The 14534-nt window shown below is 59.2% G+C and carries 13 protein-coding genes; 5 read left to right on the forward strand and 8 right to left on the reverse strand.

Annotated features, from left to right (window positions below; all coding sequences use genetic code 11):
- Positions 1-28: 28 nt before the first annotated feature.
- The 4 genes from ACI77I_RS01595 to ACI77I_RS01610 all read right to left on the reverse strand — a co-directional run bounded on the left by ACI77I_RS01595 (position 29) and on the right by ACI77I_RS01610 (position 4831).
- On the reverse strand, positions 29-2032 hold the full coding sequence (locus ACI77I_RS01595; protein ID WP_406996843.1) for an acyltransferase family protein: 2004 nt from the start codon (positions 2030-2032) through the stop codon (positions 29-31).
- Between the two features lie 156 nt (positions 2033-2188).
- Positions 2189-3448, reverse strand: coding sequence for a transcription termination factor Rho (gene rho, locus ACI77I_RS01600; protein ID WP_094948786.1), 1260 nt, complete (start codon positions 3446-3448; stop codon positions 2189-2191).
- A gap of 236 nt (positions 3449-3684) precedes the next feature.
- Positions 3685-4014 (reverse strand): thioredoxin TrxA, encoded by a 330-nt coding sequence (gene trxA, locus ACI77I_RS01605; protein ID WP_406996844.1) that lies wholly within the window; start codon positions 4012-4014, stop codon positions 3685-3687.
- A 121-nt stretch (positions 4015-4135) separates the two neighbouring features.
- Complete coding sequence (locus ACI77I_RS01610) at positions 4136-4831, reverse strand: FadR/GntR family transcriptional regulator (RefSeq protein ID WP_094948784.1); 696 nt, start codon at positions 4829-4831, stop codon at positions 4136-4138.
- Positions 4832-5086: 255 nt separating this feature from the next.
- Between ACI77I_RS01610 and ACI77I_RS01615 the strand changes: the two genes are divergently transcribed.
- Genes ACI77I_RS01615 through ACI77I_RS01630 form a run of 4 tightly spaced genes read left to right on the forward strand, consistent with a single transcriptional unit; the run spans position 5087 to position 7929 of the window.
- On the forward strand, positions 5087-5872 hold the full coding sequence (locus tag ACI77I_RS01615) for a transporter substrate-binding domain-containing protein (protein ID WP_406996845.1): 786 nt from the start codon (positions 5087-5089) through the stop codon (positions 5870-5872).
- A gap of 17 nt (positions 5873-5889) precedes the next feature.
- Positions 5890-6558: an amino acid ABC transporter permease gene (locus ACI77I_RS01620; protein ID WP_094948783.1), complete on the forward strand. Its 669-nt coding sequence runs from the start codon at positions 5890-5892 to the stop codon at positions 6556-6558.
- Positions 6555-7205, forward strand: coding sequence for an amino acid ABC transporter permease (locus ACI77I_RS01625; protein WP_094948782.1), 651 nt, complete (start codon positions 6555-6557; stop codon positions 7203-7205). The genes ACI77I_RS01620 and ACI77I_RS01625 overlap by 4 nt, the downstream gene beginning before the upstream one ends.
- Positions 7192-7929 (forward strand): amino acid ABC transporter ATP-binding protein, encoded by a 738-nt coding sequence (locus ACI77I_RS01630; protein ID WP_094948781.1) that lies wholly within the window; start codon positions 7192-7194, stop codon positions 7927-7929. The genes ACI77I_RS01625 and ACI77I_RS01630 overlap by 14 nt, the downstream gene beginning before the upstream one ends.
- On the opposite strand, the gene ACI77I_RS01635 is transcribed toward ACI77I_RS01630, so the two are convergent.
- The 4 genes from ACI77I_RS01635 to ACI77I_RS01650 form a co-directional block, all read right to left on the reverse strand.
- Positions 7901-8452 (reverse strand): hypothetical protein, encoded by a 552-nt coding sequence (locus tag ACI77I_RS01635; RefSeq protein WP_094948780.1) that lies wholly within the window; start codon positions 8450-8452, stop codon positions 7901-7903. The genes ACI77I_RS01630 and ACI77I_RS01635 overlap by 29 nt on opposite strands.
- Positions 8442-10943 carry a fimbria/pilus outer membrane usher protein gene (locus tag ACI77I_RS01640; RefSeq protein WP_406996846.1) on the reverse strand — a complete coding sequence of 834 codons (2502 nt, stop codon included), beginning with the start codon at positions 10941-10943 and terminating at the stop codon, positions 8442-8444. The genes ACI77I_RS01635 and ACI77I_RS01640 overlap by 11 nt, the downstream gene beginning before the upstream one ends.
- Before the next feature lie 7 nt (positions 10944-10950).
- Positions 10951-11637 (reverse strand): fimbria/pilus chaperone family protein, encoded by a 687-nt coding sequence (locus ACI77I_RS01645; RefSeq protein WP_256589191.1) that lies wholly within the window; start codon positions 11635-11637, stop codon positions 10951-10953.
- A gap of 135 nt (positions 11638-11772) precedes the next feature.
- On the reverse strand, positions 11773-12426 hold the full coding sequence (locus tag ACI77I_RS01650) for a DUF1120 domain-containing protein (protein WP_242153427.1): 654 nt from the start codon (positions 12424-12426) through the stop codon (positions 11773-11775).
- Positions 12427-12909: 483 nt separating this feature from the next.
- Here ACI77I_RS01650 and ppx point away from each other — a divergent pair, with 483 nt between their 5' ends.
- The gene (gene ppx / locus ACI77I_RS01655) at positions 12910-14412 is read left to right on the forward strand and encodes an exopolyphosphatase (RefSeq protein WP_406996847.1); all 1503 of its coding nucleotides are present in this window, start codon (positions 12910-12912) and stop codon (positions 14410-14412) included.
- The last annotated feature ends 122 nt before the right edge of the window (positions 14413-14534 follow it).

Raw genomic sequence — 14534 nt, forward strand, 5'->3', positions numbered from 1 at the left:
CCTACCTGCTCTTAAGAGCGCTGACAGCTTATTGCACGTCAGCGCGACTCACATCTGATTCAGTGGATGTGTTGCGCAGCGCGTGGAAGAAGGGTTCAAGGAACCCCTCCACAAGCCGCGAGCCCGCGATTGATAGGTGGTTGTCATCGGTATAGAGCGAGTGGCCATCAAGCTCGACCCGACACCAGCCGTTCACATCACACAGCTTAGGCGCCGGATCCAGAACTCGAACCCCTGAATCCGCCGCCGCGATTCGCTCAAACACGCGGCTTATATAAGCCTGGCGCTCCAGATGTTCGGCCAGTGGCAAGCCTTCTTTATCGGTTGGGCGCCCCAACATCGCCAAGCGGGCGAGCCGATAAGGGACGTTGAAGTCCTGCAGCGGCACTTCCTTGACCAACCATACCCGGTGGCCACTGGCCCGAATTTGCTGCACCAACGCACTCAAACCGTCGGCAAACAGTTGTTGAGCGATGGCGCGGTCATACTTCCCGGTCGCCGGGTCATGAATGGACGCGCCCGTATCACCGGAACGCTCTCCATAAACGTAAAGGCTCCAACGCGCGACCAGCACCACATCACTGAACTGCTCGCGGCTCAGCAGTTGGGTAACGTGCTCGTTGAAGGCTCTGCATCCGGGCGTGTTTTCTTTTCTGTAGAAAGGCAGGCAACCGGCGTAACCGGCCTGGGTGATGCTGAAGTCGTACCTGCTCGAAGCGTCGCTTAGCGCCGGAATGAGCGCCGAGGCATGGCTGTCACCCCATACCAGGGCCCGCGCCGCGCTCGTTTGCGGGCCAAAATGGCAAGGTTCACGGTGAGTGTTTTTCTTGTCATCGCCCAGGCAACTCATGAGCTTAGGGCTCCAAGTATGCGCCTGGGCAAACTGCAGTGCTTGGGGTGACAAGCGCTCTGCAAACCCATCCGACCAGACCAGGCCTTTGCCGGCCAGGCCCAGGCCTACGAGGGCCATGACACCCGCAACCAGGACCGACCGGCTCCCCGCTAAAAGGCGCCGCTCACGAAACGGCCCCTCGACAAACCGCCAGGACCCATAACCCAGTAACAGGCTCAAGAAGAACAGCGCCGTCAGCTCCCAGGGCGCCAGGCCAAAGATACTGGCGTACTTGCCAAACACCAGCACCGGCCAGTGCCACAGGTACCAGGAATAGGAAATCAGCCCTATGCCCACCAATACACGACTGCCCAGCAACCGCCCGACCAGCGTCGAGTGTTGGCCGTTGGCCCAAATCAGTCCCACCACACCCAACACCGGCAATAGGGCCGTGGCCCCAGGGAAGGCCGTGTCGGCGTCATAACCCAATACCGCCACTAGAATCAGGCCCAGGCCGATCAGACTGACAGCCTGGGCCAGCCTCGGGCTTACGCGTTGAGTACGCACCGGCAAGACGGCCAGCATGGCGCCTGCCAACAACTCCCAGGCGCGCATAGGCAACAGGAAAAAGGCCTTTTCAGGCTCATGAGAGACCGCCCACACGCTCGCCGCAAATGAAACCAGCAACAGCACAAACAAAGCACCACGCCATTGCTTCAGCCGGCTCGACAGCAACACCAGCAGCAGCGGAAATGCGATGTAGAACTGCTCTTCAACCGACAGCGACCAGGTATGCAGCATCGGCTTCATGTCGGAGGCCGTATCGAAGTAGCCGTCCTGACGCATGAAGAACAGGTTAGAGATGAAAATCGCCTGATTGTGAATCGAGCGCCCCAACTCTTCGTAGTCCTTGGGCGCCATCAGAAACCAGCCGACCACCAATGACGCCAGCATCATGACAATCAGCGCCGGCAGGATACGCCGGGCGCGTCGAGCCCAAAAATCCAGAAAGCTGAAACGCCCGGCTTCGCGTTCGCGCCAGATGATCGAGGTGATCAGGAAACCTGAAATCACAAAGAACACATCAACGCCGACAAAGCCGCCGGTAACGCCTGGAACCCCAAAGTGGAAAAGCACAACAGCCAGGACAGCGATGGCACGCAGGCCGTCAATGTCTCTTCGGTAAGCAAGCGCAGTCATAAATCGTAGTCAGTTCTGATACAGATGGAGGCAAGCGTAGGCGCACTTACCCTTTTTGTTTCTTTACTGACACTCCTGCCGTGCAAACCTCCCTTTTTTCAGCGCAAAAAAAATGGCGCCCCAAAGGGCGCCATTTTTCGGACCTGAAGCGTCGTATTACTTACGCTTCATCGACAAGAAGAACTCGTCGTTGGTCTTGGTGGCTTTCAGCTTGTCGAGCAGGAACTCGATGGCGGCGACTTCGTCCATCGGGTGCAGCAGCTTGCGCAGGATCCACATGCGCTGCAGTTCGTCGTCGGCGGTCAGCAACTCTTCGCGGCGGGTGCCGGAGCGGTTGATGTTGATCGCAGGGAACACACGCTTTTCCGCGATACGGCGGTCCAGAGGCAGTTCCATGTTGCCGGTACCCTTGAACTCTTCGTAGATCACTTCGTCCATCTTCGAGCCGGTTTCAACCAGCGCGGTGGCGATAATGGTCAGCGAGCCGCCTTCTTCGATGTTCCGCGCGGCGCCGAAGAAACGCTTTGGTTTCTCCAGGGCGTGGGCATCGACACCACCGGTGAGGACCTTGCCGGAGCTCGGGATCACGGTGTTGTAGGCACGGGCCAGACGGGTGATGGAGTCGAGCAGGATCACCACGTCTTTCTTGTGCTCAACCAGACGCTTGGCCTTCTCGATCACCATTTCGGCAACCTGCACGTGGCGGGTTGGCGGCTCATCGAACGTCGAGGCAACCACTTCGCCGCGCACGGTGCGCTGCATTTCGGTTACTTCTTCCGGACGCTCATCGATCAACAGCACGATCAGGTGAACTTCAGGATTGTTACGGGCGATGTTCGCTGCAATGTTCTGCAGCATGATGGTCTTACCGGCTTTCGGCGGTGCGACGATCAGGCCGCGCTGGCCTTTACCGATCGGGGCGCACAGGTCGATGACACGACCGGTCAAGTCTTCGGTGGAACCGTTACCGGCTTCCATCTTCATGCGCACGGTCGGGAACAGCGGCGTCAGGTTCTCAAAGAGAATCTTGTTTTTCGCGTTCTCGGGGCGATCGAAGTTGATCGTGTCGACCTTGAGCAGGGCGAAATAACGCTCACCTTCCTTCGGAGGACGGATCTTGCCAACGATGGTGTCACCGGTGCGCAAGTTGAAGCGACGGATCTGGCTCGGCGAGACGTAGATGTCGTCTGGGCCGGCGAGATAGGAAGCGTCAGCGGAGCGGAGGAAGCCGAAGCCGTCCTGGAGAATCTCCAGCACGCCATCACCGGAGATTTCCTCGCCGCTTTTCGCGTGCTTTTTGAGCAGGGAGAAAATCACGTCCTGCTTGCGCGAACGGGCCATATTTTCTATGCCCATTTCTTCGGCCAGTTGGAGCAGGTCGGTAATCGGCTTTTGCTTGAGTTCAGTCAGATTCATATAGGAATGACGTAATCATTTATGGAGGGGGGGAAATTAAGCTTTTGGCTTAATGAGGCCGCGCCGCAGAGAAGGCGACAGGATCGCGTACTAATCGAAAAGGAATGCGTCGGCGACGGCTTGCAGGGGGCAGTGGATAAACCAGTGCGGGGCCGAATGTACCACCTGAGTTTCGGAGCGTCTAGCCCTGTTTCACGAAAAAGCCCCGCAATTTTGCGGGGCTTTTTTGACGACGCTTAGATGTTCGCGTCGAGGAAAGCTTGCAGCTGAGACTTCGACAGCGCGCCCACTTTAGTGGCTTCGACGTTGCCGTTCTTGAACAGCATCAGCGTCGGGATACCACGCACGCCGTGCTTGAGCGGGGTATCCTGGTTGTCGTCGATGTTCAGCTTGGCAATGGTCAGCTTGCCTTCGTAGGTGGTTGCAATATCGTCCAGAACCGGAGCGATCATTTTGCAAGGGCCGCACCATTCAGCCCAGTAGTCAACCAGCACCGGGCCAGCAGCCTTGAGTACTTCGGCCTCAAAGGTCGCGTCGGTGACGTGCTTGATAAGATCGTTGCTCATGGATGTCTCCGGATTGTAAGCAAAAAAAACGTTGCCCATCATAGCTGCCCTTCCCTCGTTCAGGAAGCCGCCTCTAATTGAGTCTTGCTATGACCGTGCATGAGTTTGGGTATAGCCCACCTCAGGGCGACACGGGCGTGACGAACGCGATGCCCGTGCGCAATGCCGCATTGCGCACGTGTTCCTGCATGGTTTTCTGTGCCGCCGCGCTGGCGCGACGGGCCAGCGCGCGCAGGATCTTGCGGTGCTCCTGCCAGGTTTCCATCGCCCGTTCCGGCCGGATGAACGGTAGCTTCTGGCTCTCCAGGAACACCTCGGCGCTGGCACTCAGGATGCTCACCATCGCCTGGTTACCGCTGGCCAGCAGGATCCGCTGGTGAAATTCGAAGTCCAGCCGGGCGGCGGCTTCAAAGTCGCCGGCCTTGAGCACCTTGCGCATGGCCTCGACATTATCTTGCAGGCCATCCAACTCCTCGACCGTCAGCGTCACGGCAGCCAGCCCCGCAGCAAACCCTTCCAAAGCATAGCGCAACTGGAAGATATCCAGCGGCGTGGCCTGGGCTGCGAACGGCCAGGCAAACCCCGGAGACTCGTCGGCCGCCTGCACAAACACACCTTTGCCGGGCTGCACGCTGACCACGCCCAAGGCACTCAGAGACGATAACGCCTCGCGCAACGACGCCCGGCTGACGCCCAACTGCACCGCCAGGTCGCGCTGGGACGGCAACGCATCGCCCGCTGCGAAGCCCTGTTCCTTGATCAGTTTGCGGATGGCCTGCAGGGCCGCTTCCGGTACGGCTTGGGCGATGGAATTCATAAAAAACTCAAGGTTGCAGTCAACGTAGCGAGTAGTTGTAAAGCTATTCGCGGCTGGCGGCAAGCCACGCCCCAAAGGGGCTCGCACGGTTTTGTCGACGCTCGAAAAGGGTGCGAAAAGCCTAAGCACTGTTCAGACCAGTAAGACCACTGCAGCTCAACAAATACCGGCTTCGCGGACGATTCAGACAGTGATGGCATGGGCTGTGCACTGAGCAAAGTCAGAAAACCCCTTCGCCTTTTTCGGAGAGTTGCCATGACCAAGCGCTACAGCGCCCTGCTCACTGCCCTGTTTGCCAGCCTGATGCTGAGCCAGGCACCCGCCCAGGCCAATGGTCTGGACGATATCGTCGCCCGTGGCACCCTCAAGGTCGCCGTGCCTCAGGACTTCCCGCCGTTCGGCTCGGTCGGCCCCGACATGAAGCCCCGCGGCCTGGACATCGACACGGCCAAGCTGCTGGCCGACCAACTCAAGGTCAAGCTGGAGCTGACCCCGGTCAACAGCACCAACCGTATTCCGTTCCTCACCACCGGCAAGGTCGACCTGGTGATTTCCAGCCTGGGCAAGAACCCCGAGCGGGAAAAGGTCATCGATTTCTCCAAGGCCTACGCGCCGTTCTACCTGGCCGTGTTCGGCCCACCTGACGCGGCCATCAGCAGCACCGACGACCTCAAGGGCAAGACCATCAGCGTGACCCGTGGCGCCATTGAAGACATCGAGCTGACCGCTGTTGCGCCCAAGGAAGCCACCATCAAGCGCTTTGAAGACAACAACTCGACCATCGCCGCCTACCTGGCCGGCCAGGTCGACCTGATCGCCAGCGGTAACGTGGTGATGGTGGCGATCAGTGAGCGCAACCCAAAACGCGTACCGGCGCTGAAAGTGAAACTCAAGGACTCGCCGGTGTACGTGGGCGTGAACAAGAACGAGCCGGCGCTGCTGGAGAAGGTCAACCAGATCCTGGTGGCGGCCAAGGCCGACGGCAGCCTGGAAAAGAATGCAATGCGGTGGCTTAAAGAGCCGCTGCCTGCTGATCTTTGAAGCAACGGAGCTGATTGATGGCCTATCAATTCGACTTTATGCCCGTGCTGGCCAATACCGACCTGCTGTTGCGCGGCGCGCTGTTCACGCTTGAGCTGACGGTCATCGGCGCGATATTGGGGGTGGCCCTGGGCACCGTCGGCGCCGTGGTGCGGGCGTGGAAGATCCAGCCGTTCGCCTGGTTCTTCGGTGTGTATGTCGAGTTGATCCGCAACACGCCGTTCCTGGTGCAGTTGTTTTTCATCTTCTTCGGCCTGCCGTCCCTGGGGCTGAAAATCACCGAATGGCAAGCCGCCGTGCTGGCGATGGTGATCAACCTGGGGGCCTATTCCACCGAGATCATCCGCGCCGGCATCCAGGCCATCCCGCGCGGCCAGCTGGAAGCCGCTGCCGCCTTGGCGATGACGCGTTTCGAGGCGTTCCGCCACGTGGTGCTGCTGCCGGCGCTGGGCAAAGTGTGGCCGGCGCTGAGCAGCCAGATCATCATCGTGATGCTCGGCTCGGCGGTGTGTTCGCAGATCGCCACCGAAGAGCTGAGCTTTGCCGCCAATTTTATTCAGTCGCGTAACTTCCGCGCCTTTGAAACCTACGCACTGACCACGCTGGTGTACCTGTGCATGGCGTTGATGATTCGCCAGTTGCTCAACTGGATTGGCCGCCGGTTTGTGATGAGGAACAGCCGATGAGTGATTTTTCGTTCTGGGACATCGTGCGCAACCTGGCCACCGGCCTGCAATGGACGCTGTTGCTGTCGTTGGTAGCGTTTATCGGCGGCGGTCTGATCGGCTTGCTGGTGATGACGATGCGCATCAGCCGCAAAGCCTTCCCGCGTAATGTTGCGCGCACCTATATCGAACTGTTCCAGGGCACGCCGCTGTTGATGCAGCTGTTCCTGGTGTTTTTCGGCATTGCCCTGCTGGGGGTGGATATCTCGCCCTGGCTGGCGGCGGCAGTTGCCTTGACCCTGTTTACCAGCGCTTACCTGGCCGAGATCTGGCGCGGCTGCGTCGAATCCATCGCCCACGGGCAATGGGAAGCGTCGGCCAGCCTGGCCCTCAACCCGCTTGAACAACTGCGCTACGTGATCCTGCCCCAAGCCCTGCGCATTGCCGTGGCGCCTACCGTGGGGTTCTCGGTGCAAGTGGTCAAAGGCACCGCCGTGACCTCGATTATAGGTTTTACCGAACTGACCAAGACCGGCGGCATGCTCGCCAATGCCACCTTCGAGCCCTTTATGGTCTACGGCTTGGTGGCCCTCGGTTACTTTTTGCTCTGCTACCCCTTGTCCCTCAGTGCCCGCTACCTGGAAAGGAGACTGCATGCCTCTGCTTAGAATTTCTGCCCTGCATAAGTATTACGGCGACCACCACGTACTCAAGGGCATCGACCTGACGGTGGATGAAGGCCAGGTGGTGGCGATCATCGGCCGCAGTGGCTCGGGCAAATCCACGTTGCTGCGAACCCTCAATGGCCTGGAATCGATTAACGACGGCGTGATCGAAGTCGACGGCGAGTACCTTGACGCCGCGCGCGCCGACCTGCGCAGCCTGCGGCAGAAGGTCGGCATGGTGTTCCAGCAGTTCAACCTGTTCCCACACCTGACAGTGGGCGAAAACGTCATGCTCGCGCCGCAAGTGGTACAGAAAGTGCCCAAGGCCAAAGCCGCACAGCTTGCCAGGCAGATGCTGGAACGCGTGGGGCTGGGCGAGAAGTTCGACGCCTTCCCGGATCGCCTGTCCGGCGGCCAGCAGCAACGCGTGGCCATTGCGCGTGCACTGGCCATGTCACCCAAGGTGCTGCTGTGCGACGAAATCACCTCGGCCCTGGACCCGGAATTGGTCAATGAAGTGCTCAGTGTGGTGCGCCAACTGGCAAAAGACGGCATGACCTTGATCATGGTGACCCACGAAATGCGTTTTGCCCGGGAAGTCGGCGACAAGCTGGTGTTTATGCACCAAGGCAAGGTGCATGAAGTGGGCGATCCCAAGACCTTGTTCGCCAACCCCAGAACGCCGGAACTTGCCAACTTCATTGGCTCGGTGGAACAGCCGGGCTGACCAGCTCGAAACTGCCCAGCCCTTCCAGGCGCGTCTCGTCGCGCACGTGCAAGGCGTCGGCGGGCAGTTCGGTGTCGATATCAACTTGGGCGGTCAATTGCCGGCCTACCAAGGGCATCCCTGCTATTCGCGCCATCAACGTCTGGCCGGGCAGCAGTTGCCCACTGGCAGGCTCGCCGGGCAGCTGCGCAGCAACCCAGCCGACTGCATGCCCATCCACCTGGGCGTGTTTGAGGGTCAAGCGAAAACGCCCCTGGCGACCAAACTGAAAACCCTGCCCATCGGCCGCTATGCCGATAAAACGCAGCGCTATGGCCGCAGGCTCAGTGCAAAGAACGCTCAGGCGCAACGAGCGAGTGCCGAGCACCAAGGAGGCGCTTTCAACGCGCGCTTCTCGGCGTATAGCGCCATAGTCGATGCGCGGCTGACTCAGCGATAACCGACAGTTTTCGGCCCAAGCGTCAGGCACTGCCAGCACTGTGCAGAGCAACGCCAAAGGTAGGTTCTTAAGCTTATTGGCCATGGCACACGGCCGAGTTGGTTTCATAGAACTTGTCATTGTCTGGCGGGGTCTCGAGGTCAATGCGCAACAGGCAGGTGGAAGAATCCGGCAACGAAACCCGCAGGCTTTGCGCCTCATCGACGTCGTTGAGGAAAATCATGCCCTCACCCACCACGCTGGTCAGGAAGCGATTGTTCTTACCGAACACCGAGGCGCCCTGGGGCAATGGCCGGCCCTGCTGATCATTCGCGGTGAGCAATACGCGGCGCACTTTCACTACGTCGAAATTCACGGCATTAAAGGAACCGCGCCCGGCAGTGAGCACCTGGGTGCCGTTTTTCAGGTCCACGCGCTTGGGCAAGGACTGGGTCTGTACCTCGACTCGGCTGTTGGTGTAGGCCGGCAAACCGGCGATCACCGCCTTCCCGCTGGAATCGGTCCACACCGGGCCTTGGGGCGTTTCGACTTTTGCAGCGCCAATGTCGCCTACCGAGACGATGCCGAATGTGTCCTGCACGGTATAAGGCGAGAAGGTCACCCCTCCTTCGTGAGCCACCACGCCACCTTGCAACTGCCCTGTGTAGTTGGTGCCCAGCGGATCACGGCTGACACCCAGGCCAACGCGGGAATAACGCGCCAGGACGTCCACGTTCCCGCGAACAGATTGCTCCCGAGCCCTGATGTCCCGTTCGACGCCTACTTCGTAATTCACGTACTCATTGACCCGCTCACTGAGCGCTGCACCCGCGGTGAACCGGTCGCCACGGCGACTGGTGTAGCTGCTCACGCGACGATCCCCGCCCAGGGGCACGCTGACCTGTAGCCGCAAGGACAGGTCATTCTCCTGACTGTTATCACGTCGCCGGCCGGCAAGCGTGGTGTCGCGGCCAGACTGCGTGCCGCCTACCTGCGCATCGGCAATCAATGCAACATCAGCGCGACTGAATGATGTGTTCCACGAGGCCGACACATGTTCGGCGGTTTGCCCGTCAAATTGAGAACTGCGGGTATAGCCCGCAGAGAAAACGCCTAGCGTGGCATCCGCCCAACTCACGCTTGCCGTGTACTGGTTCTTGAAACGCGAATTGAGCTCGTCGCCCCTGTATGACCGGCCGACTTCAAGTACCTCGCGATAACCCCGCGTTTGGTTCGTTGCGCTGAGGCTGACGTCGATATTGGCGGCCAGCGGGCTGCTAACCGACACACTGCTACGCACCCCGGACACTGCATTTTTGCTGTCTCTGGACAAGTTCTGCCGTGTGCCCACGGAAACCCGCTGGAAGAATATGCTGCTCAGTGTGCCGCCTGCCGCCCAGTAGTCATCGGTACTCAACAAGCCAAAGCCTGCAGACGAGTCGCGACCCAACCCCCAGGTGCCGCTGCCCATGGCAACCACCGGCGTCGGGCCTTCTTCGCCCGCATTTTTGCGCAGCTTACCGGCAGAAAAATAGTAACCCGGTGCCGCCGGCACAGCCCCCGCGAATGAAGCCGCCGGCACCACGAAGCTACGCCTGGCGCCACGCACATCGATTACGCTGACCTCCAGGTCACTGGTGCCATTGAGCAATGCCAGCCCCGTCAAACGGAAGGGGCCCTCGGGCACTAGCGTGCTGTGGATCAATACGCCGGACTGACGAACTTCAATGCGTGACTGGCTCTGCGCAAGCCCTTCCACCACGGCATTGTTGCTGCCTGCAGGCGTGCGTGATTGCCCATCAGGGGAAAACTGCAGGCCGGACAACTGCACGCCGCCAAACAGTGGGTTATTACTGGAGATCTGGCCCACCTGAAAAGTCGACTGCAGCGCGGCGATATCACGCTGTGCATAAGCGTAGAGGTGTTCGGTACGGGCCTTACCGTTGTCAGACACATAGAACTGGCGGCTGCGAACAATCCAGTCATCAAGGTTAAAACCCGCCTCGGTATAGGCGGAGACGAACCGGCTGGGCCCACTGCGCGAACGGCTGTCGAAACCCAGCACTTCATAGTTGAACAACGCCGCTGCCCCACCTTTGGAGAAATGCCCCGCATCCCACTGGGGATCACGCAATGACTGGGTCGGTACTACCAGCGTCACCTCGTCAATGCCGGGGCGCAGCCTCACCATCGTCGTCGGGAATTGCCCGAAGAAGTCATGGCAGGCCTGGTCCGGCGTGGCGTTCTCTTGAATGATTGCGCGAGGCGTTACCAGCCCGGCTTTTTCCAGAAACCCAGGGGTGAAACATAACCGGCCTTCTTGATCGAACCGTGCATCTACCAGCCCAAGCGGGTTGCCATTGACGCGCAACCCCACCACTTGGACGCCCTCACGAAAGCGCGCCGCGTTGCGAAAGTAATCGGAGACCTTCGGGTCGATACCGTGGGCTGTCAGTGCCGCAAGGTCGAACCCCTCACCAAGCTCCTGCGCAGATACAAGGCCGGGCAACCCCCACAGCGTCGCAAACCCCATGAGCAGCGTCGGCCTGCCAAGCCAAAAAGACGCCGTGATGGTCCTATTCGATGGGCTTGCCATGCGTCGATCAACCCTCATCGGCATTGATCGGGGCCCGATACCTGTCTACTGCGAACCCATAGACAGTAGCCGGCTGAATCTCGACCTCAGCCACACTGCCCAAAGGGCTGTCGACTGTCACCGCCAGCGCCTCGCCCGGCAAGATGTAAGTACGCGGCATCACAGCGTTGACGCCTTGTGGAAGCAGCTGCACATCCGCCGTCATGCGCACGATATAGGCACTGTCGTTATGAACGGTAAGACGCTCCCCCACGCGTTTCCACTTCAGCAACTCCCAGGGTGTGTTATGCCGAGGCAGGCCTTGTGGGTGCAGGATCAACGGCAAGTTCTGGCGAATGGTGATACCGATGGTCGCGCCTTTCGCTGCGCGCGCCTGGGGAATGCCCTCGAAGGAAACGCGCTTGAGCCGTTGAGTCTTGAGCGGCTCCTTCAAGGTGCTGATGAAACGCACCAATTGCGTGTCTCCCGCCTCCACACGGGCGATGGGCGGTGTGACGATCAGTAGCAGCTCCAGGTCTTCGGGCACGTTCTCCACGACCGAATGAAGCAACGCCGGCCCTGCATCGGTATTCTTAACATTTATTGTGGCTTCGCCTTCTTCTTCATAAAGCACCACCACAGTTGTTTCAGGCTGCATGCCGTCCGCCGCTGCAACGGCAGTAAATAACAGACAAGCACTTGCACTCAACAACACGGCACAACTTAGTACTGAACAATTACGCACTCAATGTTCCCCGCAACCGATAAAGCTGACCATTGGCAGACAAACACCCTAAAAAAAACAGCCCATCAGGAAGTGTTAGTTTCTTGATCGGCTGTTTTCCGTTGCTTAGGTGTAATTCAATACAATCGTCGCGCGCCCATCAAGGCGGACTTCGTTGGTCAAGTTTAGATCCGCCGCCCTATTGATGACCGCTTTCACCGCAATAGTGCCCGTCAACTGGCTAATAGAGGCGGGTGCGACGGCAGCACCATAGCGCCACGAGTACTGGCTGAGTTGTGCAACTTTGCCATCACTGAGCTGCCACGGGGCGGAAGAGTTACCACTGCTGTTACGCATGATTGGCTGTAGGGTTGTACCGGACGCCACCAGGTCCCGGAGAGTGACCGAATAGCCACCGGTGCGCTGGGCGCCTACAGCCCCCAAACCAAAGTTTTGCGATTCGCTATACCCCGCACCCAGGATATTCGTCACCTTGCTGCCCATTTGCAAATCGGAGAAGGTGATTGCGAACGTGCTCTTCGCATCGCACCTGACGTTAAAGCCAGTGGTCTTCTCTGCGAGCGGGGTGAACGCTGCCTGGGACAAATCGCCGGAGTGAATCGTGCCGTAGTTGATCTCACCGTTGCCCGTCAGGCTGAGACTACAGGCTGCAGGTTTGATCGTACCCTTGACGCTTAATTGGGCGCTGCCCGCTGCCTGAGCACTCAAGGCTGCAGTCAGGCACGCGATACCGAGAGTCAATCCAACAATTCTTTTCATTTTTATCCTGTCACTAAAATAAGTTATCAGGTGTTTTTTATTTGCGCCTTGGCGACTCCATCGCCTAACAACTATCTTCCGGGACATGCACGACGATAAATAAATACCACCCAGGCAAAATTGCCGATGACAGTCTGTCGCTTTGGCACTGACTTAAAGAATCAGACAACACATCAGTCACTGTGGGAATAGTAAAAACAAATAATCGCCTTAACCCATAAACAATGTAGTACTGAGCAAAACAATAAAGATCCCTATCGACTCTTCCACTGTAGGAAAAACAATAAGGCGCCTTGCAACAGTAGACAGTTAAAACTCCCTACAGTATCGAACACCTCATTCAACGCACACTTACAAAACAATCCTACATTTCCCACAAGAATTCCTCACAGACAGCATCACGCAAATTACTGAAGCACACGCGTTGGCGGCGGCGGTCGATCGTGGCACGATGGTCGGGTTATCGACCGAGACCCCCAAACCATGCCGCAATCCCAAGCCAAGAATCTGTCCCTGATCGCCGCCATCGACCTGGGCTCCAACAGCTTTCACATGGTCGTGGCCAAGGCCCAGAACGGCGAAATCCGCATCCTTGAGCGGCTCGGCGAAAAAGTACAACTGGCTGCCGGGATCGACGACGAGCGCCAGCTCAATGAAGAATCCATGCAGCGCGGGCTCGATTGCCTCAAGCGTTTTGCCCAACTGATCAACGGCATGCCCCTGGGCGCCGTGCGAATCGTCGGCACCAACGCCTTGCGTGAAGCACGCAACCGCGGCGAATTCATCCGCCGCGCCGAGGAAATCCTCGGGCACCCCGTAGAAGTCATCTCGGGCCGCGAAGAAGCACGCCTGATCTACCTCGGCGTGTCCCACACCCTGGCTGACACCCCTGGCAAGCGCCTGGTGGCCGACATCGGTGGCGGCAGTACCGAATTCATCATCGGCCAGCGTTTTGAACCGCTGCTGCGCGAAAGCCTGCAGATGGGTTGCGTCAGTTACACCCAACGTTATTTCAAGGACGGCAAGATCACCTCGGCGCGCTATGCCCAGGCCTACACGGCCGCGCGCCTGGAAATCATGAGCATCGAGCACGCCCTGCACCGCCTGACCTGGGATGAGGCCATCGGCTCGTCCGGCACCATTCGCGCTATTGGCCTGGCGCTGAAAGCTGGCGGCCATGGCACCGGTGAGGTCAACGCCGAAGGCCTGGCGTGGCTCAAGCGCAAGCTGTTCAAGCTGGGCGATGCAGAGAAAATCGATTTCGACGGTATCAAGCCCGACCGTCGCACCATCTTTCCGGCTGGCCTGGCGATCCTCGAGGCGATCTTCGACGCCCTCGAATTGCAACGCATGGACCACTGCGACGGCGCCCTGCGCGAAGGCGTGCTCTACGACCTGCTGGGCCGCCATCACCATGAAGACGTGCGTGAGCGCACCCTCAGCTCGTTGATGGAGCGTTATCACGTCGACCTGGAACAAGCCGCGCGCGTGGAACGCAAAGCCCTGCATGCTTTCGACCAAGTAGCCGAAGACTGGGACCTGGAAGACGGCGTCTGGCGCGAGCTGCTCGGCTGGGCCGCCAAGGTGCATGAAGTGGGCCTGGACATCGCCCACTACCATTACCACAAGCATGGCGCCTACCTGATCGAGCACTCGGACCTCGCCGGCTTCTCCCGCGAAGACCAACAAATGCTCGCCCTGCTGGTGCGCGGCCATCGCCGCAACATCCCCAAGGACAAGTTTGCCGACTTCGGCAGCGAGGGCAGCAAGCTGATCCGCCTGTGCGTGCTGCTGCGCTTTGCGATCCTGTTCCACCACATCCGTGGCACCCAGGAAATGCCCCAGGTGGCCCTGCGCGCCAACGGCGACAGCCTGGACGTGGTGTTCCCCAAAGGCTGGCTCGATGAAAACCAACTGACCCAGGCGGACTTCGCCCAGGAGGCGGAGTGGCTGACGCGGGTGGGGTTCACATTAAACCTGCGCTAACCCGGGCGCTGATGGCTATTGTGGCAGACGGGCTTGTTGTGACGAGCGGGCTTGCCACCACTGCCCTGCCCATCACTCAAAAGTGCAAATAAAAATGGCCCTCTAAAGGGCCATTTTTTGGG

It is taken from the genome of Pseudomonas sp. D47 (assembly GCF_045447305.1).
Taxonomy (GTDB): domain Bacteria; phylum Pseudomonadota; class Gammaproteobacteria; order Pseudomonadales; family Pseudomonadaceae; genus Aquipseudomonas.